Below are 24,059 nucleotides of genomic sequence, written 5' to 3'. Positions count from 1 at the left end.
CTCGACACAGGGACGGGAGCCGCATAAAGGTCCCCGGCCCGAGCGTTTATGTTGCTTCGCGGGATAGAGTCGGTCGGCCGCGCGGGATAATCGTGTGCCTCTGACAACCTTCCCGCGACCGCCCGTCGGGCGGTCGCATCCCCGTCCGCGGCTTTCGTTCGACGACTCGTCCTTCGCTTCCCGCCAGCGGCGTCGCCGTCGCGTGCCGGTACCGATTTATCCCGCCCCGCCGACGGATCAGGTATGACCGGCGACGAGCGGACGGCCGACGTGGAGCCGGCGCTCCGCAGCTACGGCGTCAGCGTCGAATCGATCGACCCCGGCGAGCCGCTGGAGCTGACGTACATGACGGCGTTCCCCGGCCGCGAGATCCACCGCGGCGAGATCGGGCGCGCGCTCAACGCGCTCATCGACCGCGCGGAGGCCGACGAGTGGGACCCGGTCCGCGTCGAGGGGACGGTCGTCCGATCGCCCGGGGACGTCCTCGGGACGTGGCACGCCGAGGCCGACTGGTTCGAGGCGCTCATTGGCTACGAGATATCCGAGACGGAGTTCTCGAGTCGGGTGCTGGAGACCGTCAGCCACGAGCCCGGGGCCGGAGACGGACGCGACGCCGGATCCGAGACCGACGCGGAGGCCGACCCGTGACCCGCCGCGACCCGGTCAACCGGGCGCAGCGACGGCTCTCGCGGCCGGCCCGCGAGCGGTTCGCCACCCGCGCGGTCGCGTTCGACGTCGACGGCGCGACCTGCCGCGGGACGCTGTACCTGCCCGGCGGCGACGCGGACGACCCGCCCGTCGTCGTGATGGCGCCGGGACTCGGCGCGGAGCGCACCTTCGGCTACCCCGCCGTCGCGGAGCGGTTCGCGGACGCGGGCTACGCCGCTCTCCTGTTCGATCACCCGGAGTTCGGGGAGTCCGACGGCGACTCGCAGGCGGTCGACCTCGAACGCCAGCGCGCGGCGTACGCGGCCGCGATCGACCGCGCGAAGCGCGTCGACGCCGTCGGCGGCGACCTCGTCTTGTGGGGCGCGTCGCTGTCGGCCGCGCACGTCCTCACGCTGGCCGCGGAGCGTCGCGACGTCGACGCGGTCGTGGGGCTGGTCCCGATGCTCGACGGGCGCGCGATCGCCGCGCGACGCGGTGGGCGGTACCTCCTGCGCTCCGGGGCGGTCGGCCTCCGCGACCTGCTCGGTCATCGGATCGGTCGCGGCCGGTCCGTCCCGATCGTCGGCGGCACGGAGGAGTGCGCCGCGATCACGGAGCCGGGGACGAAGCGGAAGTACGTCGACCTCGTCGACCGCGAGTCGGCGTGGCGCAACGAGACGCCCGCGCGCTCGCTGCTCGGGCTCGTCCGCTATCGGCCGGTGACGCGGCTCGACGAGGTCGACGCCCCGACCCTGCTCCTCGCCGGCACCGACGACGCGATCGTCGACGCCGACTCGGTCGCGACCGCCGGCGAGCGGCTCTCGCGGGGCACGGTCGTCACCATGCCCGCGGACCACTTCTCGGTGCTGGGCGAGGAGTTCGAGGGCGCGGTCGGCCACCAGCTCTCCTTCCTCCGGGACGCGCTCGAATAGGGGATCGCTCGGAACCCTGCTCCTCGCGACTGCTTAAGTGAGTTCGCAGCACAGTCCCGGACATGACAGCGATCGCGATGTTGAGCGTCGCGCCGGTGATCGAAGAGAGCATGGCCGAGGAGGTGGCGGAGGCCGTCGCCGCCCTCGACGAGTTCGACGTGAGCTACGAGACGAACCCGATGGGGACCGTGATCGAGGCGGACGACGCGGAGACGCTGTTCGCGGCCGCGGCGGCCGCCCACGAGGCGGTCGACGGCGACCGCGTCTCGACGGTACTAAAAATCGACGACAAGCGGACGAGCGACGGGACGGCCGGAGAGAAGGTCGAGGCGGTCGAGGACCACCTCGGTCGGGAGGCGAGGCGGGAGCGCTGACGGGCGGCGGGCGCGCTGGCGGCGTCGCCGCGGCGCCTCGCGTCACGCGCTGTCGACTCCCACGCTACCGCCGGCGGTCGCGTCCCCGTCGGGGTTCTCGACCGCGACGTCGACGGTCGTCGTCCGCACGACGGTCGCCTCGTCGCCGCCGCCGGCGACGTCCGCGCGGAGCACGAGGTCGAGCGTCGTCGCCGCCGTCTCGCCGCCGCCGAGGCCCGGCGCGCTCAGCGACTCGCTCGTCACGGCGTCACCGCGCTCCGTCGCGTCGACGCGCCGGAACGCCGCCGCGACCCCGCCGTCGACGGCGTCGAACGTCGGAGGCTCGTCGGACCCGCTCTCTCCGGGAGTCCCAACCGACGCGACGTCTCCGGGCGTCGCGTCCGGGTCCGCGGCCGTCAGGGTCTCTCGGTACACCTCGTCGACGCCCGCGTCGCTCCCGACGGCGAGGGTGAGCGTCACGCGCTCGACGCCGTCGGAGAAGTCGGTCCACGACGCCTCGACGGCGGGAGAGAGGTACACCGACTCTATCCGGCCGTCGTTCGCGGTGACCGTCGGCGCGTCGCCAGCCTCGAACGCCGCCGGATCGCCGTCGATCGCGGCCGCCGGTCGGCTCGACGCGGCGAGGGCGCCGAGACCGGTGAGGCTCCCGATGGTGACGGCGACCCCGCCGGCGAGCAGCGATCGTCTGGTCGGTCCTCCGTGCGCGTCGCCGTCCCGCGAGTGGCTCGACATCTCGACGAGGAGTGGTCCCGGTATGGGTGATAAGCGATCGGGAGCGGAGAGAGGCCGGGCGACGAGACGCTATCCCTTGATGTTACAGACGGGGAACGTCCGCGCGACCTTGTCGCCGATGCCGAGTTCGTCGCTGACGCGGATCACCTCGTCGATGTCCTTGTAGACGCCGGGCGCCTCCTCCGCGATGGTGGCGCCGGACTGTGCCTTCACGTAGATCCGCTGGCCGTCCTCGAGGTCGTCTTGCACGTCGCCGCCCCAGAACTCCTGTTTCGCCTGCGTCCGGCTCATCAGCCGGCCGGCGCCGTGGGCGGTGGAGCCGAACGAGACCGACATCGACTCGTCGCCGCCCCGGAGGACGTACGACCCCGCGCCCATGCTGCCGGGGATGATCACGGGCTGGCCGACGCCGCGGTAGGTCTCGGGCACGTCCTCGTGGCCCGCCGGGAACGCCCGCGTCGCGCCCTTACGGTGGACGTACAGTTCGCGCTCCGCGCGGTCGACCGCCTCGTCGCCCACCGCGGGGCGCCCCTCGGCGTCGACGTCGACCTCGTGGGTCTCCCTCTTCGCGATGTTGTGTGCCACGTCGTACAGGAGCTCCATCCCGAGGTCCTCGATCGGGTCGGCGTCGAACACCTCACCGAACGTCTCGCGGGCCTGATGGGTGATCAGCTGGCGGTTCACCCACGCGAAGTTGATGCACGCGCCCATCGCGCCGTAGTACTCGTCGGCCAGCTCTGAGCCGGCGGGCGCGGCCGCCAGCTCCTTGTCCGGCAGGTCGTCGAGCAGGTCGCCGTGCTCCTGTTCGATCCGGCGGAGGTAGTCGTTGCACGTCTGGTGGCCCAGCCCGCGGCTCCCGCAGTGGATCAGGACGACGATCCCGTCCTCTTCTAACCCGTACGCCTCCGCGACGCCCTCGCGGAACACGTCCGTGACGCGCTGGACCTCGAGGAAGTGGTTGCCCGAGCCGAGCGACCCCATCTGGTTGCGTCCGCGGTCCATCGCCTTCTGGGAGACGTACTCCGGACGGGCGTCGGGGCGGCGCCCCTCGTCCTCGCAGCGCGCGAGGTCGCTCTCGATCCCGTACCCCTCTTCGACCGCCCACTCGACGCCGCGTTCGAGGGCGCCCTCGATCGCGTCGGCGTCGCCGTCGATCACCCCGCCGCCGCCCAGTCCGGAGGGGATCGCCTCGAACAGCGCGTCGACCAGTTCCTCCTCCCGGCCGCGCACGTCGTCGTAGGTGAGATTAGTTTTCACCATACGAACGCCGCAATTTATGTCGTAACCGACCGCTCCGGGAGAGATACAGCCGTTTCGCGCGTCGATCGCGCCGACGCCGCCGACCGGGAAGCCGTACCCCTGGTGGCCGTCGGGCATACAGAGCGCGGGTTCTACCATCCCGGGCAGGTGGGTGGCGTTTTTCAGCTGCTGGAGCGAGTCGTCGTCGCCTATCTCCTCCAGTAGGCTCTCGCTGGCGAGGACCCGCGCGGGGACGTTCATGTCGCCCTCGCGGGGGATCTCCCAGACGTGCTCGCGCACCTTCTCCAGTCGGATCCCGTCGAACTCGCGCGTGGTCATACCCGGGGTTCGGCGCGGGGGGAGAAGGGCGTTGCGTCAGCGGGCGGAGGCGCCGTCGGGTCCCGCCGGGACGACCGCCGTCGCCCGACCGCGACCGGTCACCGGTCCACCGGGTCGACCGGAAGCCAGCCGATGTCGCCCTCCGCGAGCGTGAACGCGGCGAACACCCGCCCGAGCACGAGCCCGTACAGCAGGTGTGCGACCGCGATCACCGCGCCGAACTCGAAGCTGGCGGTCAGCCCTGGCACCGGCAGCGTCGGCACCGGCAGCGACGTCGCGCCCTCGATCGCGATCGCGGCCGGCAACAGCAGGCCGCCGGTGAGCATCCCCAGCGCGGCGGAGTGGACGACGCCGAGCGAGAGGCAGCCGCCGACGTCACCGCGCAGGTCCGCGAAGAACGGGCGGTCGAAGACGGCGACGAACAGCCCGCCGAAGAGGGTGCTGTTGAACAGGTGGACGGCCCACCCGGCGAGGACCGTCTCGGTCCCGACCAGCGCGCCGATCGTCGGCATCAGTCCGAGACCGAGGTGTAACACGGCGCCCATCGCGGCGCCGGCGACCAGCCCGCCGACCGCCCCCGCGCGCCACCGCCGGGCCGCGCTCGCCGGTTCGCTCCCGTCGTTCCGATCGGAGTGCGACATACGTTACCAACGCACTCGATAAATATAACGGTTTATCACATACCGTCGGCGGGGCGCGCGTCGCGACCTCACACGTCGAACACGACGTACGCGTACCACCCGTCGCCGCGGCGTTCGAGCGACATCTCGGAGTAGGTGACCGCCTTGACCTCCCGCGCGGCCACCGCGTCGAGGGGGACGCCGCGCGCGCCGGCCGTGAGCCGCCACTCGTCCGGATCGGCGGTCGCCCCGCCGCCCTTCCCATCGCCCGGTTCGACGACCGAACAGCGGTGGTCGGCCGGGAGGACGAGCCGCACGTCGCGCTCGTAGATCAGCCGGTCGAGGTAGTCGAACAGCAGCGCCTCGCGGCCCTCGGCGGCGACCTCGAGTTCGAACCGGTCGCCCCGCGTTTCCGGCACCGACTCCGCGCTGGCGGCGGTCAGTCCGTCCGCGACCGCCGCGAACAGCGCCGAGAGCGTGTCGGCGGTCGCCTCGACGGCGACGTCGGCGGTGTGGTCGCGAAGTTCGTAACTCATCGGTCGCCGCTCCCCCCGCTGCTCCCGTCACGGGACGCCCCGTCGGTTTCCGGTCGCTCGTCGGTCTGGAACCGCGCGTCGACCGTTCGCTCCGGCGCGCCGTCGCGAAGATCCGCCGGGTCGACGTCGTCGAGGTCGGCGGCGACCTCCTCTAAGGCGACGCCGCTCGTCACCAGCGCGCGGACCCCCTCGTCGACGGAGAGTTCGACGTCGACGATCCGGCGCTCCGGGACGAAGACGACGTGGCCGCCCATCACCGGGTTCGGCGCCATCGGCATGAACAGCGTCCGCATGCCGTCCCCGTCGCTGTCCGCGTGGTCCGCGACTACCTCCGGGGTCTCGCTCGTGACGAACGCGAGGGTGTAGGTGCCCTCGGTCGGGAACTCCACGAGGACCACCTCGCGGAAGTTCCCGCCGTCCGACTCCAGCATGGCGTCGCTCATCTGCCGGAACCCCTGGTAGACGGAGCCGACGCCCGGCACCCGCTCGACCGCCTCGTCGACGTAATCGACCGCGCGTTCGCCGTACCGCGAGGACTCGACGACGGCGCCGAGGAGGAGGATGACGGCCACGAACACGACCGGGGTCGCGACCTCGATTGCGAGTTCTCGAGGGACCGCCCCGACCACCGGCAGTCCGAGGCCCGGCGACACGGCGACGACCGCCGACGAGAACGCCTCGAGGTAGTTGTACACCGCGTTGAACGCGACGGCGAGGACGACCAGCGTGATGACGGCGGGGACGACCACGGCGACGCCCGAGAGGAACGCCCGTCGGAGCAGTTCGGCTCCCGACGACTCGTCGGTCATTATCGGCGTTCACGCCCGAGCGCGACAAAACGTTTCCGTCGCGGTCTCGGCGGTTCCGTCTCCCTCTCGCTGTTACCGTCTCCGTTCCGGAGCCGACCGACATCGACTCGTCGAGCGGCGGAGCCGCCCGCAACCGTCCCCGCTGGCGGTGGAGTTATATTCCGCTGGCGTGTTAGATCATCGCAGTGAGCGTCAACGTCGAAAAGCGGACCGACCCGCCCGGCGAGTCCGACTACGCGACCGCCGCGTGGGAGCTCAAAGAGCGCATCCGGTCCGTAGAGGGCGTCCTCCGACAGCGACGCGGCTTCTTCGTGGACGCGTACCGCCGGTCGACCGCCCACCTGCTCGTCGAGAACGACCGGCTCGTCGCGTTCGCCTCGGTCCGCCGCGACGGCTACATCCTCTTTCTCGCCGTCCACCCCGACCACCGCGGCCGCGGCTACGCCGAGCGGCTCATCGCCGACGTCGCGGAGGAGCACCGGTCGGTCACCTGCCACGCCCGCACGACCAACCGGCAGGCGCTCGGCTTCTACGAGCACCTCGGCTTCGAGGTGATCCGCCGCATCGACGACTACTACGAGGACGGCGGCGACGCCTACTACCTCAAGCTAGGCGGGGAGTCGATCCGCGAGCGCCTCTCCGGGTTCGTCGGCCGGTAGGCCCGCCTTCGCCCGCCGCGCGCGGTTCGCGACGGCCGGGGAACCGACAGTAATTACCGCCCGCCGCGAGGAGGAGACGGCATGTCGCAACCGACTCCCGCGGACCTCGCGACCCGGGTCCGCGACGGCGACCTCCGCTTCCACGAGCTGGAAGACCACGCCGACGCCGACGTCGCGACCGCCGCGCGCCGGCTGCTCGTCGCGGAGGCGACCGACGCCGACCTCGGCCCGCTGGGCGAGTACGCCTTCGACGCCGAGGCGGTCCACGGCTCGAACATCGAGAACACCCTCGGGGGCGTTCAGGTCCCGGTCGGCGTCGCCGGCCCCGTAACGATCGACGGCGGCGCGGCCTCGGGCGAGCGCTACCTCCCGCTGGCGACCACCGAGGGCGCGCTGGTCGCGTCGATCAACCGCGGCTGCTCGGCCATCGACGGCGGCGGCGGCGCGACCGCCCGCGTGACCAAGAGCGGGATGACCCGCGCGCCCGTGTTCCGGGTCGCCGGGGTCGCGGAGGCCGAGGCGCTCGTCGACTGGGTGCGCGACAACGTGCCCGCGTTACGCGAGGCGGCGGAGTCGACGACGAGCCACGGCGAACTGCTCGACGTGACCCCCTACGTCGTGGGCAACAACGTCTTCTGCCGGTTCCGCTACGACACGAAGGACGCGATGGGAATGAACATGGCCACCATCGCGACCCGAGAGGCCTGTGACGTGGTCGAGGCGGAGACGGACGCGTCGCTCGTCGCGCTGTCGGGCAACCTCTGTTCGGACAAGAAGCCGGCCGCGATCAACGCGGTCGAGGGGCGCGGGCGCTCGGTCGTCGCGGACGCGACGATCCCGCGCGAGGTCGTTGAGGAGCGCCTCCGCACGACCCCGGAAGCGGTCGCGGAGATCAACACGCGGAAGAACCTCGTCGGCTCCGCGAAGGCGGGCGCGCTCGGCTTCAACGCGCACGTCGCCAACGCCGTCGCGGCGATGTTCCTCGCGACCGGGCAGGACGAGGCGCAGGTGGTCGAGGGCGCGAACGCGATCACGACCGCCGAGACGACCGCCGACGGCGACCTCTACGTCTCCGTCTCGCTGGCGAGCCTCGAAGTGGGGACGGTCGGCGGCGGGACGAAACTCCCGACGCAGCGCGCGAGCCTCGAGATCCTCGGCGTGGCGGGCGGCGGCGACCCGGCCGGGAGCAACGCCGACGCGCTCGCGGAATCGATCGCGGTCTGCGCCCTCGCGGGCGAGCTGAACCTGCTCGCGGCACTCGGCTCGCGACACCTCTCGTCGGCGCACGAGGAGCTCGGCCGGTAAGCGCCGCGAACGCTCTTCTCAATCGGACCAGCGCGGGCAGTCGTCGCGGAGCGCCTCCCGCCCCGCGTCGGTGATCCGGTACATCGCCTCGCCGGAGACGCGCTCGACGAGGCCGGCGCCCGCCAGCGCGGTCAGCCGGGACTCCACGTGGTCGTCGTAGAGCCCGGTGTTCCCGGCGACGAACGCCTGGTAGTCGGCGCCGACGTCGGCCAGGTACGAGAGCAGCCGCTCGTCGGAGCGCGTGAGCGACGGGCGGTCCGGATCGAGCGCGTCGCCGTCCCCCGCGTCGGACCCACCCGTCGGACGGTCGGTCGGCTGCGCGTCGGGTGCGGTCATCTTACACGTGGTGACGCGTACCATGATAAAGGGGACACCGGCGGTTCCCACTCGCTGGGAGTCGCCGTCGCTCGGCGGAACGTGTTCGGTGGCTAACCGTTCCTCCCGGAGGTCGTATCGGTCGGCGTCGGCGGGCGGCGTCCCGGTGAGATCAGTCGTCAGCGTCGGCGGGCGGCGTCCCGGCCGCGTCGCCGGCGGCTCTCCCGCCGTCGGACGAGCGGTCCGGCAGCAATGGGGTCCCGTCGGCGCGCGGGCCGAGCCGCGGGCCGTGCGGGCCGTCGTCGGGATCGATCCGGCGCCGGGTGCGGTAGTCGGTCGAGCGCTCGACTGGGGTGCGGCCGATCGCCGTTATCATCTCGACGTAGTCGTCGAACGAGCGGTACTCGCCGTACTCGCCGCCCGCGCGGCTGGTGATCTCCTCCGAGAGGATGGTGCCCATGAAGTCGTCGGCGCCGCAGTTGAGCAGCTTCAGGCCGTGGGCGTCGCCCGACTTCACCCACGAGGCCTGAACGTGGTCGACGTTGTCCAAGAAGAGCCGCGCGACCGCGACCACGAGTTCGTCCTCGGCGTGCGAGGGCCCCGAGTCGACGACGCCGCGACGGTAGAGGGGCGTGTTCTGGTGGATGAAAGAGAGGGGGACGAACTCCGTGATGGCGCCCGTGCGGTCTTGGAGGTCGCGGATCACCTTCAGGTGCTCCGCGCGGTGTTCGACCGTCTCGACGTGACCGTACATCATCGTCGAGGTGACGTCTAAGCCGGCGGCGGCCGCGCCCTCCATCGCCGCGACCCAGTCGTCGGTGCGGATCTTCCCCGGGCAGATCACGTCGCGGACCTCGTCGACGAGGATCTCGGCCGCGGTGCCCGGCGCGGAGTCGAGTCCGGCGTCGGCCAGTTCGCGGTAGACGGCCTCGTACTCCCAGTCGGTGCCGCGCGAGGCGTGGTACGCCTCCTCCGGGGTCATCGAGTGGAGGTGGACGCCGCCGACCGACATCGCCTCCATCTGCTCGACGTAGGTGCCCGGATCGGTCGCGTACGCCTCGGGCGGCTTGTAGTTCACCTCGCTCGCGGGGTCGTCGTGTCCCGCGAGGATCTCGTGGTGCTCCCCGTTCAGCGCGAACGCCGGGTGGAGCCCCGAGACGGAACAGACCTCGTAGACGCCCATGTCGAGGGCGTCCTCGACGACTTCGCGAGACTCCGCCGGCGTCTTGGTGAACCCGGCGTGTTCGACGTCGCTGTCGGCTTCGAAGGCGTGCGCGGAGTCCTTGAAGTTACAGAACAGGCAGCCGGTGTTACACGCCGTGGTGACGTTGTTGTTGAGGTTGGCGACGAACGTGACCTCGTCGCCCACCGCCTCGCGCCGCCGCCGGTCGGCCGCCTCCAGCACCGCCTCCTTGCGGACGGGGTCGATCCCGGACGACTCCGTGCCGGTGGCGAGCAGTTCGGTCGCGTCGTCGACCGAGAGCCGCGTCCCGTCGCGGGCCTTCGCGAGCGCGTTCTCGAACGACCCGTCGGTCGCGGGCGTCGCGAAGTCGAACTCGTTCGCGTCGCTCTCCGATCCCCCGCCGTCTGCCCCGCTCGCGCCGGAACTGCCCCCCGAACTCATCCCCTAACGCTCCCGGTTCCATCCTGATAAACGGGCGGGTCGAGACAGCTACGATTGATAAGCGGATACTGGAAACCGCGGTGGCGCGTGCCTGCGAGCGGCCGCCCTCGGCGGCCGCGAGACAGCACGCGCGAGGGAGTCGGCCGGCCGGAGCGAAGCGAAGGCCGGCCGACGAGGCTGGGGAGGTGTGAGGCGCGGTTACCGTGCGCGGGACTCAAAGGGGCTTTGGGGTGTTGCCTACAGAGAGAAGCAAATAACTGCCCAGTCTCATTGGACCCCGATTTCAATAGCATAGCTCTCAACGAAAACTATCATGAGACAGAATACTTTGGAGCAAATACGACAGTACCAGCAGGAGGTTGGTGAGCACTATCGAGCAGCGACGTACGAGATCTGGGCGTACTACCATGAGCCAGAAGTTTCTAAATACGGGAGTCCACCCCACGATCAACAATTCAAGCAGGCTGCGGCGTACATTGATATGGCCATTACGAAGGTGGGTGCGCCGGGAGACGAGTGGAAAAACCGCGACGTGTCTACAAACCGGCTTTCGCGACGAGATTGGTCTAGACACATGGCTGCGGACTTGTTCTATGGGGTCGCATTAGAACTGATAGTATCAGCAGTTCACCTCAAACTGAACTCACGAAACTACCTCACTTATATGTCAAACAAAGGTGGGAACACACCACATATTAACGATTCAGAGAATATCTTAAAGAAAGACTTGCGCCGGGATGTTCCTAACGGCCATGTAGATGAAATCGAAGCAACTCTCAAATTAGCCAGAAAAAAGCGGAACAACTTGGCACACCTTGGGCACCACTATCAGGGAAGTCCCAATTACTCAATGCTCTTCGTTACGGTTGCTGGGTACCTCATAGACCGATACGCGGACACAACCGAGATACCCGAACTCGAAACGCTGGCAGACTACCTCGATCAACTTGAACAAGAGAAATCAGATAGTGAAGTCTATCCCGAACTGTCAGTCGATTTCCGCCCAGTCACGTCAGACTAATCGCTATATCCCGGTATCGTTCACGCCAGATCCCGGTAGTCTCGGTCCTCGTCGGCGTGCGAACGCACCCACAGCTTTCCGATTCGCGAGAGGCTCGTCCGGTAGGACTTCCCGTGCTCCTCGCGCTCGATGTACCCCTTACCGCCGGGACCCAGCCGGTCCACATTATAAATCACCTTCGAGCGGAACGAGTCGGTGTACTCCTCGTTGAGTTCGGCCGCGAGCGTCTCGGCCAGCTCGGAGACGGACTCGAACTCGCCGTGTTCGCCCAGCGTGAACAGCACCAGCTCCTCGAACGGCTTGACGTTCTGGAAGGAGGCGACCGGCAGTTCGATCACGTGGCGGTCGCCGATTTTTTTCGCGCCGATGGTGGTGCCGCGCTCGTCGAACTCCGCGAGGAGGTCCGTGGTGCTCGCCAGCCGGTCCGCGACGCGCTCGGGGTCGACACCCGCCTCGGCGATGGCCTCGTCGCCGCTGCCATCGTCGAGGTCGCGGAGGAGGTCGCGCGTGGCGCGCAGCTCCTCCGCGAGTTCGGTCTCCAGGTACTTCTCGGGGGCCGTGTAGTAGGTGTGAATCCGGTCGCGGTCCGCCTGCCGCTCGACCATGATCGAGTGGGCCGCGGTCGCGAACGCGAACGAGACGGGGCGGGGCATCGAACAGAGGTTCACCCACACCTCGCGCTCGTCGGCGTCGTCGACTCCCTCATTCCGATCGAGTTCTGCGTTGATCAGGTCGAACGCGCGCTCGAAGGCGGCGTCGTAGTCGTACACGTCGGTCAACTGCTCGCGGACCGTCTCGGCGCCGAGGAGGTTCTGGAAGTCCTGTTCGAGCTTGCGCGCGATGTTGCGCGAGTACTCGACGTTGGCCTCGCTGCCGACCGTCCCCTCCAACAGGATCACCCGGTCGACGTCGAACTGGTCCCGGATGAGCGGGGCGATCATCCGGTCGTAGTCGAACCCGACCGGAACGATGTGGGTCTGCATACGTCCGACGACGTGGCGGCGTTTATAAAAACCACGCTCTCTCGGATTCTCAGAGCGGCGGCCGCCGCGCGGGCGCGGCCCCCCGCTGTCGTCACTCGGTCCGGGAGGCGCCGTCCCCGTCCGGAAGGAGAGGTCGAGCGCGGGCGCGGAGTGCGTGAGGCTCCCCATCGAGATCACGTCCACGCCGGTCGCGGCGTAGTCCGGGGCGGTCTCGACCGTGATCCCGCCCGAGGCCTCCAGCCCGTTGTTCTCTTCGACCTGCGCGAGCAGGTCTCGACGGTGTGGACGTCGCTGGCGGACTTCACCTTCGGGACGATGATGTCGTCGATGAACTCGCCCGCCTCGCCGACGACGGTGATCACGTCGTCGTACCACCACTTCGTGTCGATGCCGTTCATCCGGAAGCTGAGGACCATGTCGCTCCAGTCCTCCTCGCGGGCGGCCTCGATGAGCGGCTCGCGGGCGTCCGGCTTGGCGTTCGGCGCCACGGAGTCCTCCAAGTCGAGGAACACCTCGTCGGCGTCGCTGTCGGCCGCTGAGTGCATCATCTTCTCGTCGCTCGCGGGCGTCGCGAGCTGCGTGCGACGCAGGGTCACGTCTGTCATATAGCGTATCTATCACGCTTTTCTATGAAAAAAGATACCTCACGCGGGGGTATTTTCGCCAACTCGAAACCGAGTACGCGAAACGGGCCGCGGCGCCGGGTCAGCGGTCGTAACGGCGGACGACGAGGACCGCGACCAGCGCGGCCGCGACCGCGACGGCCAGGGCGCCGAGCGCGCGCGCGGACAGCAGTCCCGGCTCCTCGACCGGGGCGTCGTCCGCGGCGACCGCCACCGTCGCCGTCGCGGTGTCACGCTCGCCCGCGTCGTTCGTCACCGTGAGCGTCACCTCGTACTCGCCGGGGGAAGCGAACGACACGTCGGTCGTGCTGCCGGTCGCGGCGTCGCCGTCGACCGACCAGTCGTAGGCGACGACCTCGCCGTACTCGTCGCTGGACCGGAGCCCCGACAGCGTCACCGTCTCGCCGGGGTCGAGCGTCTCGACGGGCACCGTGATCGCCGCGTCGGGCTCGCTCACCGCCGAGACGGCGAACGACGAGAACCCGGGCGTTTCGGCCTCCAACACGACCGCGTCACCGCTCTCGTCGACGAGCGTCGTCTCCAGGCCCCGCCACTCGCCGTCGACGAACCGCGAGAGCCGGAGGTCCTCGGGGTCGGCGCCGGTCGCCCCGACCCGGTCCGCGGAGACGCGCGTCCGGATCGTCGCCGGCGCGTCCGTCGCGGACTCCGGGACCGAAATCTCGACGACCGAGACCGACGCGCCGGGCGGCGGTCCCGCGGCCGCGGGCGCGGACTCGTACTCTGCGACGCCGACCGCGCCCTCGACCGCCCCGTCGAAGGTGATGCCCTCGACCGACGTCTGCCCGGTGAACGTCACCGAGCTCGTCCCGGTCGCCTCGTCGACCGCGGCCGTCGCGGTCTCCGCACCGGTCGTCGACGCGCCCGCGGGCAGGTCGAGGACGTCCTCTGCCGCCGGCGGGTCGGTCGGGTCGTCGCCGGATCCCTCGCCGCCGGGGGCGTCGTCACCGGCGTCGCCCCCGGGTGCGCCGCCGGCGCCGCCGGGAGCGCCGCCCGGTGCGGTGCCGTCGCCGCCGTCGGCCCCGTCGCCGGAGTCGGTGGTGCCGTCGCCGGGGTCGGTCGTCGGGTCGTCGTCGGGCGTCTCGTCGCCGTCGCCCCCGTCCGGCGGGGTCGGCGCCTCGTCCAGCGAGAGGTCGACTCGCTCGTTCGCGCCCGACTCCCATCCCGCCGTGCCGGCCTGCGAGCCGGCGACGCGGAACGACACCTCGTCGGCCGGCCCCTCGACGGTGAGCTTCTCGTCGAACGCGCCCGGCCCGCCGAACCGCCCCCCGGCGTCGGTCTCGATCGCGTCGCGGACCTCGCCGTCGACGACCGCCTCGACGGTGACGCCGTCAATCGGCTCGCCGTCGGCCGTGACTTCGCCGTAGCTGCGGGCGTCTGCGGCGGACCGTCTTGTGCTGCCGCGCCGCTGACCGCCGCCCCGCTCGCGACGAGGCCGGCGACGAGCACGGTCAGCGCCGCGATCCCGAGCAGGTGTCGGACGTTCATGGCGTCAGTTCCCCGCGACCGCGCCTTCCTCGTTCGACTGCGTCGGCCCGACCGGTACCGTCGCGCCGAGTTCGCCGTCGTCGGTCACGAACACCCAGTAGCCCTGGAACGGGCTGACGTCGTCCGGGTTCGTCGCGAACGGCGCGGTGGCGGTCACGCCGTAGGGCTGTGACCCCGCGCCCGCGTTGATGTGCGAGACGGTCGCGATGTCCGTCGTCGTGACGTCGAACGCCTCGTTCGACGTGCCGGAGTCGGGCGCGCCGACGAAGTTCCAGCCCGTTCCGAGGTCCGCGCTCGTCGGGTACTGGGCGTCCGAACTCGCGTATTCGAAACGACCCGGAGGTCGGCCTCGTCCTCGTCGACCTCGACGACGAACGCGTCAAGCGCGCCGACGTTCCGGTCGGCTATCTCCCCGCCGCTCTCCCAGCCGTCCCGTCGTACGCGTAGACGGTGCCGTTGAACGCACCGAACACCTCGGTGACGGTGTCGTTCACCGGCGCCGGGAACGCGACCGAGTGCGGCGTGCCGTCGGCGGGCACGACGAGGTCGTGCCCGAACTGCGTCGTCTCGTCGAGCGAGTCGGCGTCTACCTCGTCGGGTTCGACCGTCAGGAAGGGGTCGTAGGTGACATCGCCCTGAACGGTGGGCGTCGTGTTGCCGAAGTAGTTGAGCGTGGCGTTGACGGTCTCGGAGGCACCACTAGCCACCGCGATAGGAGTTTCGAACGTATTTCCGGAGATTGAGAGGGAACTGACATCCACCCTGTCACTACTCACGACGAAGCGGTCGCCGGAGCGCCTTCAGCGGAAAGGTCCTCGAACGTGTTCCGTTCGACTGTGACGCTCTCCGGGGTCGCCTCCGGGTTCGAACCTGTGCCACTCACGGCTGCTCCGAGAACGTATCCGTCTGAGTGGAGGTTACTCAGCGAGTTGCCGCGGACTACCGCATCGCTAATCTCACCCTGTACGTGAACTCCATAGAGGTTCCCGTAATCATCCCCGAAGCCACCTTCCGGTGCCTGCGAGCTTCCGTCGTAACTGACATTGTGTACGGCGTTATTCCGGACCGAGATGTCGGTCAATTCAGCGTCTGCCGAGTAGATATGGATCCCCTGAACGGAACTGACACCGATTTCGGTAATGTTGACACCGAAGTCGGCCACCCGCGTGTTCTCAACGGTAGCATCGCCCTCAGAGATGTATACTGCGGCAGCGGTTTGTCTTCGAATGTCTCGGTACCGGGAGATGCCTGAATCCCGGAGACGGTCACGTTTGGCGCATCGATGTCGACTTGTCCGAGATAATCGACTCGGCAGTCCGCGTGTCACTACTGCCGTCTCGATCTGCGTTCGGTCCCTCGATCGTCACTCCCGCGGTATCGACGGTGGCCGAACTGTCGTACGTCCCAGGTAAGAGCGAAATCGTCTGGTTTTCCGAGACCGAGTTCAAGCCGTCCTGAACGCTGTTGAAGACGACATTTCGAGTGTCGTCGCTGATTTGTGCCTCTTCGAGCAGAACTCCTCGGTCAAGCGTATTGCTGTCAGCGAAGGCTGTGAGATTGACAGTCGCTGTCTTGTCCTCTAAGAGATATTCGGTACTGCTCAGCGTGTTGTCCTCGAAGGTGACTGCGATTTCATCTCCACTTTCGATACCAAGACCGACACCGGCCGTGTCAGTAGTGGGGTTCGACTGAACAGTTGCGATGTTATTTTCGATGACATCAACTTCGCTAGGAGTTTCACCGTGGTTTTCGGTCCCTCGCACGACGATTCCGAACGCCCAAGCAGTATCTTCCTGACCAATGTCGCGCACGACGTTGTCGTTGATATCCGCACCCTCAACATTACCTTGGACGGAAATACCGGCAGCACCACCGTCGGTGGAGCGGCCAGATACTTTTTCAACGAGGTTGTCGGCGACCGTGACGTTACTTACTTCGTCTGATGCGTCATTCCCAAAGACGTTGATTCCGTCTATGCCTTCCCACTGCGGAAGCTCATCTTCACTGAAGTCACGGACAACGTTGTTCCGAACAATGACGCTATCCGTACTATCGCTTACTCGCAGAGCCTCGGCACCGCTACTCGCGTTCGGCGGGGAAACGTCAAACCCGTCGAACACGACGTTATCGGCCGACACGACGACCTGACCCTCCACCGTCGCTTCGGACTCACGGTCGCCGTCGTGACCGGGAGTTCCGGCGTTCGGTCCTTCTAAAGAGAGCCCACCGGTGTCGACCGTCACGTTCTCCGCGTACGTGCCGGAGTCGACCATGACGGTCGCATCGGACTGCGAGCTGTCTACAGCGCTCTGGACTGAGGAGTGGATTACGTCGTCCAGATTTGCGGGATTACTGGGAACGCGGCCTTGTTGAAGCTGTTTTTTTCGAAGACAGCACCTCCATCTACCTGCTCGGAGTTATCGAGGTACTGAACCCCGTTGTTCTGGAATTCGTTGTCTGAAACGTCGAAATCGCCAGTTAGGCCGTCATCAGTCGTGAATGCGAACAAACCGGTATTGAATACCTCTATGGAGTTGCCCGACACCGTCGCGCCAGCAAGCTGGCCTCCTTCGTTCGGGTCAATAAGGCCGACACCAGTAGTGGCGATCTTGTCGTTATCCGCTCCCACAAAGGAGATGTTGTTATCAGTAACTTCGACGCCGGATCCACCAGAAGCCTGGAACCCTCCGACCTTGATCGCTTGCGCGCTGCGCTCGCTACCGTCGTAGACGTCGTTCGTATCAAGTTCGATGGTGAACCCGGAAATCGTCACATTATCAGCTTGTACGTCGAAGGTGGGATAACCCGGATTCACGCCCGGTGCTTCTTCGTCCGGCTGTTCGTACCGGACGGTTACATCGCCGTCAGCGACGATGCTCACACCCTCAAGCGACGCTCCGGATGCGTTCGTATCGACAACAATTCTGTTGTCGGGGGACGTGATTACTTGGTCGTCCTGTACGGAGATCGTGTCTCCGGGTGCGGCTGCGTCAAGGGCAGCCGGAATCGACGCGTATTGGCCGTCTCCGGGGTCGTCGGAGACTACAATCGTGTGATCTTCTGCGGCCGCACTCCCCGCGAACCCGGCGCCGACCGCGACCATCGACGCGAGCATGATCGCGGCCAGCGCGGCCGCGCGTACTCGGGGCCGCGTCATACCTGTCCCTCCGTCAACTGTACGAATCGATAGCGTGCGCGTGTCGCTGTCATAGTGACGAACTCCGTGCTGGAGATACCGACACGAGTACCTCTACGGTCCTTGTATTTCGCCGGCTGAACGAGTTCGGGGCGGTGTTGAACGGGGGTTCAGGCCACGCCTGAAACCGGCGCAGACCGGTTATATGCGGTGATTTCGATTCAGCCGTCCGCCTCGGCCTGCCCGGCCGACTCCCCGGCGCGGGCCGCGCGAACCAGTAGCCGTAGCCGAACGGCACGACACCGGTGACGACGCCGAACAGCACCGCGAGCGGCCCGAACACCAGCCCGACGACCCCGAGCGCGCCCGCGATCGTCGCCGCGGCGAGCAGTCCGACGCCGACCGTCACGCCGGCGAGCGCGAGCCACCGCCGCCGGGCGACGAGCACGCCGGCGACGACGCCGGTCGCGACGACCGCCGCGCTCGCGGGGCCGGTGACGAACCGGGAGGGCGACCCGGTCTCGAATACGGCGGTGCCGACGAGCGCGACCGGGAGCGCGAGCGCGGCGACCGCGGCGGCCCGGCGCGGTGAGGAGGCGCTCGCGGGTCGGCTCCCGGTAGCGGTACGCGAGGAGGCCGAGCGCGACCGCCGTGTACCCGCGCCCGACCGGCGTGAGGGCGAATCCGAGGGCGGCGGTCGCGACCGGCACGACGGCTCAGTCGCGCGCTCGATCCGGCGGAGCGCCCGCGCGAGCGCTATCGGGTCGCCGGTCACCTCGGCCGCGCGGTCGTCGGCCGCGAACTCCCGCTTCCGCGACCGCGACCGGGAGACGAGCGTCGCGAGGACGAACCCGCCGAACAGCGCGCCCGCGAGCGCCCGGCGAAGGCGCGCGAACGGGCCAGAGCGGTCGCCCGGTCGCCCGCGGACCCAGGCCGAGGCGGCGGCGAGTCCGGAGAGCGCGAGCGCGCGCGACGACCGTGGCGATTCCCACCAGCGAGCGCCCGACCCCGTCGGCCATCGCGATCGCGAACCCGTCGTTCCCCTCCAAGTGCGCCAACTCGTGCGCGAGGATCGCCTCCGTCTCGCGCGGGGAGAGCAGCCGGAACAGGGACCGATCTATCACCAGCGCGCCGCCGTCTCCCCGCCGCCGACCGCGAACGCGTTCGGCGCGCGCGCGTCGGTGACGTAGAGGTCCGGGCGCGCGACGTTCATCCGGGCCGCGAGCGAGTCGATCCGGCGGTGGAGGTCCGGCGCCCGCTCCCGGGGGACGCGGTCGCTGCGCAGGTTCGCGAGGATCTGCGCGGTGCCGAGCCGGTAGCTGAGGTACGCCGACCCGAGCGCGCCCGCGGCCAGCAGCGCGAGGAGGACCGGGAGGTCGGGGCGGGCGGCCCAGGCCGCGCGCAGCAGGTCCGCGACGAACAGCGCCGCAGTCAGGGAGGCGGCGAGCAGGGCGACGCCGACGACCGCCGCGGCCGCGCGGAACGCGAGCCGAGACATGTTCGAAAGTACGCGACGGCGGGGCAAACGCGTTGCGGCCGGGGCGGTCGCGGCGGTCGCCGTCGCTGTCTTCCCCCACCCGCCACGCCGGAAGGAAAAGCGGTAATTCCCCGGCCGCGAAACTCGAGAACATGGACGCACGCGTCCGCGAACACGCCGAGATAATCGCCGACCACGCCACCGGCATCGAGTCGGGCGACGACGTGGTCATCCAGATGCCCAAGGAGGCCGAGGACCTCGCGGTCGCGCTCCACGAGGTCTGCGGCGACCGCGGCGCCAACCCGGTCTACCTCAACTACTCGAAGCGCGCCCAGCGCGCGTTCAAGCGCTCCGCCGAGGAGTTCACGGAGCCGAGCCACCGGCGCGCGCTCTACGAGGAGGCCGACGTCTTCGTCATCGCGCGCGGCGGCGCGAACGCCACCGAGGACGCCGACGTCGACCCCGACACCAACGCCGCGTACAACCGCGCGATGGAGGAGGTCAAGCGCACCCGGCTCTCGAAGACCTGGTGTCTCACGCAGTACCCGACCGCGAGCCACGCCCAGTTGGCCGGGATGAGCACCGAGGCGTACGAGAACTTCGTCTGGGACGCCGTCTCGCTGAACTGGGACGAACAGCGCGAGTTCCAGTCGAACATGGTCGAGATTCTGGACGACGCCGACGAGGTCCGAATTACGTCGGGCGAGGAGACCGACCTCACGCTCGACGTGTCGGGCAACTCGACGCTCAACGACTACGGCGAGGCGAACCTCCCCGGCGGCGAGGTGTTCACCGCGCCGACGCGCGACGGCGTCGACGGCGAGGTCCACTTCGATCTCCCGCTGTACCGCTACGGCCGCGAGATCGACGGCGTCCGGCTGCGGTTCGAGGACGGCGAGGTCGTCTCCCACTCCGCCGAGCGCAACGAGGACCTGCTCTCCGGCATCCTCGACACCGACGAGGGCTCGCGGCACCTCGGGAGCTCGGCATCGGGATGAACCGCCAGATCGACCGGTTCACCTACAACATGCTGTTCGACGAAAAGATGGGCGACACCGTCCACATGGCGGTCGGCTCCGCGTACCCGGAGACGGTCGGCGGAGAGAACGACGTCAACGAATCGGCCGAGCACGTCGACATGATCGTCGACATGAGCGAGGACTCCGTCATCGAGGTCGACGGCGAGGTCGTCCAGCGGAACGGGACGTTCGTCTTCGAGGACGGGTTCTGAGGGCGGTCGTTACCCCGACTCGGCGGATTCACCGCGTTCGCTGTTCCGGCGGACGAACGCGCCGTACGCGACGACGAGGACGGCCAGTAGCCCGACCGTGCCGACCGCGGAGGCCTCCGGGTAGTCCGCCAGCGGCGCGATCCGCCCGTCGGGGACGGCGAAGACGTCGACGACGCCGGTGCCGATCGACAGCGCGAGCACGGCGACCCACATCGTCCCCACCGCGTAGCCGAGCGGAACCAGTCGATCGGTACGCGCCGCGTGCGCGACGACCGCGCCGCCGCCGAGGACCGGGACCGCGACGAGCGGACTCGTCGGATCGGGCAGGAGGACCTCCCCCCGAGCGCGATCGCCGTCCAGTAGACGGCGACGGCGACGACCGTGCGGAGCGAGTCGGGGACGGACATTGCGCGTGAGTTCGGGCGGGCCACAAAACGGTCCGGGGAACGGGGTCGACACCCCGCCGCGGCGGTGTTTTATCCCCTCGGGGCGCGTACGGGGACGTATGCCAGAAGAAGTCCTGTTCAAGTCGGAGAGCCGTCGGAGCCGCGCGGAGATCGCCGCCTACCTGCGGACGGTCGCGGACTCGCTCGACGCGGGCAACGCGATCACGCTCACGCGCGGCGACGAGTCGACGACGCTGGAGCCGCCCGCGCGACCGACCTTCGAGGTGAAAGCGGAGCGGGAAGGCCCGGCCGATGGACCGGGCGAACTGAGCGTCGAGTTCGAGTTGGAGTGGGACGAAGACGGCGGCGACGGCGGCGCTGACGGCGAGTTAGAGATCGAGTAGTCGGCGCGCTCGGCGCCCGTCGGCGGTCGCGTCCCGCGCTACGGCACTTCGCCGGGGACCTCGACGAACGCGTCGCGCGCGGAGAGGCGGTCCAGCGTGTCGTCGACTTCGAGCCGGACGGACTCTATCCGATCGATCAGCTCCTCGTACTCGTCGGAGTTCGTCGTGCCGGCCGCCTCCAGCGCCGCCTTCTTCGAGGCGAGCGCGAAGAACTCCTGGCTCTGCTCGTCGAACGCGGCGCGGTGGAGGAGCACCTCGACGAGCGTGAGCAGGTCCTCCTTGGTGACCGGCTTCGTCTTGTAGTCGTCGAACGGCATCTCGACGATGTCGACGTCCGGCTCGACCGCGGTCAGCATCGCCACGCGGGCGTCGTACCCCTCGCCGCGGATCGCGTCTAACACCTCGTGGCCCGACATGTCGGGCATCCGTCGGTCGAGGAGGACGACGTCGACGGCCTCGTCCATCGCGTCGATCGCCTCCTCGCCGCCGGTCGCGATCCGGAACCCGGTACAGCTCTGCGAGGTCCGGCTCGTCGTCGACCGCGAGGACGGTCGCGTCCGGGGTTCCGCTCATGGGCGTGGCCTCCGGGTCCGCGTCTCGCGGTCTGCGAGCGCCGGACCGGCGCGTCCGCCCGCCGTTCGTGCGTCCATACGACTCGGTTCGTCCACGCATCGTTAAAACGTTGACACCCCGTTATCAGTACTGATACCGAAGGTGTCGAACGTGACCGTTCGATCGCGATCCCGGGCGCTCGCGGAGGGATCGTCGACTCCCGCCGTGCGATCGTCCGCGTTCTCGGTTCACCGACCCAACGGTCTCTCCGTGACCCAAAGGCACATTTACGCCCGTGTCCTATCCGTGAACAACGAATGTCTCACAGCCCCTCACTGCCCGACCGCCCGCGGTTGGAGCTCGACCCGAGATGAGCGACGCGGAGCGGCTGGAGGCGATCCGTCAGCACTTCCGGCGGATCGTTCAGGTGAACGGAACTGGAAGATCGGCTCGCGGACGCCGAGGGCGCCGCGGCGAGCTGAAAGACGACGTCGAACAGCTGAAACGCGAGAACGAGGTGTTGAAGACCTCCTCGCTGTACATCGCCTCCGTCGAGGAGATCACCGACGACGGCGTCGTGATCAAACAGCACGGCAACAACCAGGAGGTGCTCACGCAGGCCGCCTCGCGGCTCGACGAGGACCTCCGCCCCGGCGACCGCGTCGCGATCAACGACTCCTTCGCGGTCCAGCAGGTGCTCGACGACGAGACCGACTCCCGGCGCAGGCGATGGAGGTCACCGAGTCCCCGGACGTCGAGTACGCCGACATCGGCGGGATCGACGACCAGATCCGGGAGGTCCGCGAGGCCGTCGAGGACCCCCGAAACCCGAGCAGTTCGAGAAGGTCGGCGTCGAGCCGCCGAGCGGCGTCCACGGCCCGCCGGGCACCGGGAAGACGATGCTCGCGAAGGCCGTCGCCAACGAGTCCGACGCCACCTTCATCAAGATGGCCGGCTCCGAGCTGGTCCGGAAGTTCATCGGTGAGGGCGCGCGGCTCGTCCGCGACCTCTTCGAACTCGCCGCCGAGCGCGAGCCGGCCGTCATCTTCATCGACGAGATCGACGCCGTCGCGGCCAAGCGCACGGACTCGAAGACGTCGGGCGACGCCGAGGTGCAGCGGACGATGATGCAGCTGCTCTCCGAGATGGACGGCTTCGACGACCGCGGCGAGATCCGGATCATGGCCGCGACCAACCGCTTCGACATGCTCGACGAGGCCATCCTGCGCCCCGGCCGCTTCGACCGCCTCATCGAGGTGCCCGAGCCGGGCCCCGAGGGCCGCGAGCGCATCCTCGAGATCCACACGCAGGACATGAACGTCGCGGACGGGGTCGACCTCGGCGTCGTCGCCCGCGACCTCGACGGGTACAGCGGCGCGGACATCGCGTCGCTCGCGACCGAGGCCGGGATGTTCGCCATCCGCGACGGTCGCACCGAGGTCTCGCAGGCGGACTTCGAGCAGGCCCGCGACAAGCTTCAGGACGCGGACAAAGAGGACGAGCAGGTCATCAACTACCAGTACTGAGGCGACTACAGGGGCGACTACGTGATCGACGTCTCGGTTTTCGGAGGGAGTGTACAATCGGTTATCTCGGCTGGAATTTCAGCCGATCAGTTATAAATAACTGACAGAGGATCGGCAGTGACCACCGCCAAAGCCCCAGTTGCTCGTTTATAAATGATTAACGGTGGATCGATAGCGACCACCTCCAAAGCCCCAGCCGCGAGGGCCACGCACACTCGCTGCGCTCCTCGCTCGCGTTGCTCGCTGCGGTGCTTACGTCGTCTGCGCGACCCTCGCGGCTGCCCCTTTGAGTCCCGCCCGCACAGCACCGCGACCGCACCTCACGCCTCCCCAGCCTCGTCAGTCGCCGTCGCTTCGCTCCGGCGACTGACTCCCTCGCGCGTGCTCCTCGCGGCCGCCGGGGGCGGCCGCTCGCAGGCACGCGCCACTGCCTTTTTATATGCGGTTTATATTGCTGGCGGCGGCAGTCGGGTTCGTAACTCCTTACCGCGCTCGCCCTCGCTTCTTCGTCAATGAACACCATCCACGTCGCCGGCGGCGTCGGGGTCGCCGACACGGCGATGGCCTCCTACGACGCCGCGCTCGCGGACGCGAACCTCCACAACTACAACCTCGTGGCGGTCTCCTCCGTCGTCCCCGCCGAGGCGACCGTCGAGGCGGTCCCGGAGGCGCCGGAGTTGGGTCCCGCGGGGAATCGGCTCACCGTCGTCGAGGCGCGTCGGACGATAGGGCCGGGCGACGAGGTGGACTTCCGCGAGGGCGGGCGGTCGGGCGCCGAGGGCGCCGAGTCGAAGCGCGCGCCCCGCCGCCACCCCGACGCGGTCGCGGGGCTGGGCTGGGCGACCGGTCCCGGACCGGGGCTCTTCTACGAGGTGACCGGCGAGGACGCCGACGACGTCCGCGGGCGGATCGAGGCGGGCCTCGACGCCGGCGCCGACCTCCGCGACTGGGAGCTTCCGGACCGCGAGACCCGCGTCGAGACGGTCGCCGCCGAGCCGGACCGGTACGCGACGGCGGTCGTCATCGCCGCGTACGGCGAGTCCGAGCCGATCCTCTAGGACCCCCGAGACGGGCGACGCGGC

General features: G+C 68.9%; 22 protein-coding genes and 7 pseudogenes. 10 read left to right on the top strand and 19 right to left on the bottom strand.

The genetic code is table 11. From position 1 onward, the window contains the following. Positions 1 to 243: 243 nt before the first annotated feature. The 3 genes from KI388_RS09435 to KI388_RS09425 all read left to right on the top strand — a co-directional run bounded on the left by KI388_RS09435 (position 244) and on the right by KI388_RS09425 (position 1,954). Positions 244 to 648, top strand: coding sequence for a hypothetical protein (locus KI388_RS09435; protein ID WP_215086395.1), 405 nt, complete (start codon positions 244 to 246; stop codon positions 646 to 648). Continuing rightward, complete coding sequence (locus KI388_RS09430; RefSeq protein WP_215086394.1) at positions 645 to 1,580, top strand: alpha/beta fold hydrolase; 936 nt, start codon at positions 645 to 647, stop codon at positions 1,578 to 1,580. Before KI388_RS09435 ends, KI388_RS09430 begins: the two co-directional genes overlap by 4 nt. A 62-nt stretch (positions 1,581 to 1,642) precedes the next feature. Continuing rightward, positions 1,643 to 1,954 carry an MTH1187 family thiamine-binding protein gene (locus KI388_RS09425; RefSeq protein ID WP_215086393.1) on the top strand — a complete coding sequence of 104 codons (312 nt, stop codon included), beginning with the start codon at positions 1,643 to 1,645 and terminating at the stop codon, positions 1,952 to 1,954. Positions 1,955 to 1,996: 42 nt separating this feature from the next. Here the strand turns inward: KI388_RS09425 and KI388_RS09420 are convergent, their stop codons facing one another. From KI388_RS09420 to KI388_RS09400, 5 genes are all read right to left on the bottom strand, one after another. After that, entirely contained in the window at positions 1,997 to 2,686 is a 690-nt protein-coding gene (locus KI388_RS09420) for a hypothetical protein (RefSeq protein WP_215086392.1), read from the bottom strand. Between the two features lie 69 nt (positions 2,687 to 2,755). Beyond that, positions 2,756 to 4,264 (bottom strand): RtcB family protein, encoded by a 1,509-nt coding sequence (locus KI388_RS09415; RefSeq protein ID WP_215086391.1) that lies wholly within the window; start codon positions 4,262 to 4,264, stop codon positions 2,756 to 2,758. 98 nt (positions 4,265 to 4,362) lie between these two features. Next, positions 4,363 to 4,905, bottom strand: coding sequence for a complement resistance protein TraT (locus KI388_RS09410; protein ID WP_215086390.1), 543 nt, complete (start codon positions 4,903 to 4,905; stop codon positions 4,363 to 4,365). 68 nt (positions 4,906 to 4,973) lie between these two features. After that, on the bottom strand, positions 4,974 to 5,420 hold the full coding sequence (locus KI388_RS09405) for an archease (RefSeq protein WP_215086389.1): 447 nt from the start codon (positions 5,418 to 5,420) through the stop codon (positions 4,974 to 4,976). Beyond that, positions 5,417 to 6,229, bottom strand: a complete 813-nt coding sequence (locus KI388_RS09400; protein WP_215086388.1) for a DUF502 domain-containing protein — start codon at positions 6,227 to 6,229, stop codon at positions 5,417 to 5,419. The genes KI388_RS09405 and KI388_RS09400 overlap by 4 nt, the downstream gene beginning before the upstream one ends. 185 nt (positions 6,230 to 6,414) lie before the next feature. Here KI388_RS09400 and KI388_RS09395 point away from each other — a divergent pair, with 185 nt between their 5' ends. Together KI388_RS09395 and hmgA are read left to right on the top strand one after the other, a co-directional pair. Further along, on the top strand, positions 6,415 to 6,888 hold the full coding sequence (locus KI388_RS09395) for an N-acetyltransferase (protein WP_215086387.1): 474 nt from the start codon (positions 6,415 to 6,417) through the stop codon (positions 6,886 to 6,888). 81 nt (positions 6,889 to 6,969) lie between these two features. Continuing rightward, positions 6,970 to 8,193 (top strand): hydroxymethylglutaryl-CoA reductase (NADPH), encoded by a 1,224-nt coding sequence (gene hmgA / locus KI388_RS09390; RefSeq protein ID WP_215086386.1) that lies wholly within the window; start codon positions 6,970 to 6,972, stop codon positions 8,191 to 8,193. An 18-nt stretch (positions 8,194 to 8,211) separates the two neighbouring features. On the opposite strand, the gene KI388_RS09385 is transcribed toward hmgA, so the two are convergent. Together KI388_RS09385 and cofH are read right to left on the bottom strand one after the other, a co-directional pair. Beyond that, complete coding sequence (locus KI388_RS09385) at positions 8,212 to 8,529, bottom strand: DUF2250 domain-containing protein (RefSeq protein ID WP_215086385.1); 318 nt, start codon at positions 8,527 to 8,529, stop codon at positions 8,212 to 8,214. 151 nt (positions 8,530 to 8,680) lie between these two features. Next, positions 8,681 to 10,132, bottom strand: coding sequence for a 7,8-didemethyl-8-hydroxy-5-deazariboflavin synthase subunit CofH (gene cofH / locus KI388_RS09380; protein WP_215086384.1), 1,452 nt, complete (start codon positions 10,130 to 10,132; stop codon positions 8,681 to 8,683). 313 nt (positions 10,133 to 10,445) lie between these two features. Here cofH and KI388_RS09375 point away from each other — a divergent pair, with 313 nt between their 5' ends. Continuing rightward, positions 10,446 to 11,153, top strand: coding sequence for a hypothetical protein (locus tag KI388_RS09375; RefSeq protein WP_215086383.1), 708 nt, complete (start codon positions 10,446 to 10,448; stop codon positions 11,151 to 11,153). Positions 11,154 to 11,173: 20 nt separating this feature from the next. On the opposite strand, the gene KI388_RS09370 is transcribed toward KI388_RS09375, so the two are convergent. The 10 genes and pseudogenes from KI388_RS09370 to KI388_RS09320 all read right to left on the bottom strand — a co-directional run. Beyond that, the gene (locus KI388_RS09370) at positions 11,174 to 12,136 is read right to left on the bottom strand and encodes a DUF6293 family protein (RefSeq protein WP_215088773.1); all 963 of its coding nucleotides are present in this window, start codon (positions 12,134 to 12,136) and stop codon (positions 11,174 to 11,176) included. A 210-nt stretch (positions 12,137 to 12,346) separates the two neighbouring features. Continuing rightward, positions 12,347 to 12,741 (bottom strand): annotated as a pseudogene (locus tag KI388_RS15650) (aldolase/citrate lyase family protein); the annotation flags it as partial. Between the two features lie 100 nt (positions 12,742 to 12,841). Further along, the gene (locus tag KI388_RS09355; protein WP_215086382.1) at positions 12,842 to 13,981 is read right to left on the bottom strand and encodes a PGF-pre-PGF domain-containing protein; all 1,140 of its coding nucleotides are present in this window, start codon (positions 13,979 to 13,981) and stop codon (positions 12,842 to 12,844) included. Positions 13,982 to 14,269: 288 nt separating this feature from the next. Beyond that, positions 14,270 to 14,422, bottom strand: coding sequence for a hypothetical protein (locus KI388_RS09350; RefSeq protein WP_215086381.1), 153 nt, complete (start codon positions 14,420 to 14,422; stop codon positions 14,270 to 14,272). Between the two features lie 247 nt (positions 14,423 to 14,669). Further along, on the bottom strand, positions 14,670 to 14,972 hold the full coding sequence (locus KI388_RS09345; protein WP_215086380.1) for a hypothetical protein: 303 nt from the start codon (positions 14,970 to 14,972) through the stop codon (positions 14,670 to 14,672). Between the two features lie 65 nt (positions 14,973 to 15,037). Next, positions 15,038 to 15,427 (bottom strand): hypothetical protein, encoded by a 390-nt coding sequence (locus tag KI388_RS09340; protein ID WP_215086379.1) that lies wholly within the window; start codon positions 15,425 to 15,427, stop codon positions 15,038 to 15,040. A 103-nt stretch (positions 15,428 to 15,530) separates the two neighbouring features. Further along, on the bottom strand, positions 15,531 to 16,538 hold the full coding sequence (locus tag KI388_RS09335; protein ID WP_215086378.1) for a hypothetical protein: 1,008 nt from the start codon (positions 16,536 to 16,538) through the stop codon (positions 15,531 to 15,533). A 53-nt stretch (positions 16,539 to 16,591) separates the two neighbouring features. Continuing rightward, positions 16,592 to 17,422: a surface glycoprotein gene (locus KI388_RS09330; protein ID WP_215086377.1), complete on the bottom strand. Its 831-nt coding sequence runs from the start codon at positions 17,420 to 17,422 to the stop codon at positions 16,592 to 16,594. Between the two features lie 235 nt (positions 17,423 to 17,657). Further along, positions 17,658 to 18,105, bottom strand: a pseudogene (locus KI388_RS15580) (hypothetical protein); the annotation flags it as partial. A gap of 5 nt (positions 18,106 to 18,110) precedes the next feature. After that, positions 18,111 to 18,899: pseudogene (locus tag KI388_RS09320) on the bottom strand (M48 family metalloprotease); the annotation flags it as partial. Positions 18,900 to 19,030: 131 nt separating this feature from the next. On the opposite strand from KI388_RS09320, the pseudogene KI388_RS09315 reads away from it, so the two are divergent. Beyond that, positions 19,031 to 20,109, top strand: a pseudogene (locus KI388_RS09315) (aminopeptidase). A 9-nt stretch (positions 20,110 to 20,118) separates the two neighbouring features. Here the strand turns inward: KI388_RS09315 and KI388_RS09310 are convergent. After that, positions 20,119 to 20,516, bottom strand: a pseudogene (locus KI388_RS09310) (hypothetical protein). Positions 20,517 to 20,614: 98 nt separating this feature from the next. Between KI388_RS09310 and KI388_RS09305 the strand changes: the two are divergent. Continuing rightward, complete coding sequence (locus KI388_RS09305; protein ID WP_215086376.1) at positions 20,615 to 20,899, top strand: amphi-Trp domain-containing protein; 285 nt, start codon at positions 20,615 to 20,617, stop codon at positions 20,897 to 20,899. A 38-nt stretch (positions 20,900 to 20,937) separates the two neighbouring features. Here the strand turns inward: KI388_RS09305 and KI388_RS09300 are convergent. Continuing rightward, positions 20,938 to 21,472 (bottom strand): annotated as a pseudogene (locus KI388_RS09300) (HalX domain-containing protein). A gap of 296 nt (positions 21,473 to 21,768) precedes the next feature. Here KI388_RS09300 and KI388_RS09295 point away from each other — a divergent pair. Together KI388_RS09295 and KI388_RS09290 are read left to right on the top strand one after the other, a co-directional pair. Beyond that, a pseudogene (locus KI388_RS09295) lies at positions 21,769 to 22,977 on the top strand (proteasome-activating nucleotidase). Positions 22,978 to 23,489: 512 nt separating this feature from the next. Next, a complete protein-coding gene (locus tag KI388_RS09290) occupies positions 23,490 to 24,035 on the top strand; it encodes a pyruvoyl-dependent arginine decarboxylase (protein ID WP_215086375.1) in 546 nt (181 codons plus the stop codon). Positions 24,036 to 24,059: the final 24 nt, after the last annotated feature.

It is taken from the genome of Halorubrum sp. 2020YC2 (genome assembly GCF_018623055.1).
GTDB lineage: Archaea > Halobacteriota > Halobacteria > Halobacteriales > Haloferacaceae > Halorubrum.
Note: the sequence above shows the minus strand (reverse complement) of the source record. Positions and strands in the feature narration are given on the sequence as shown.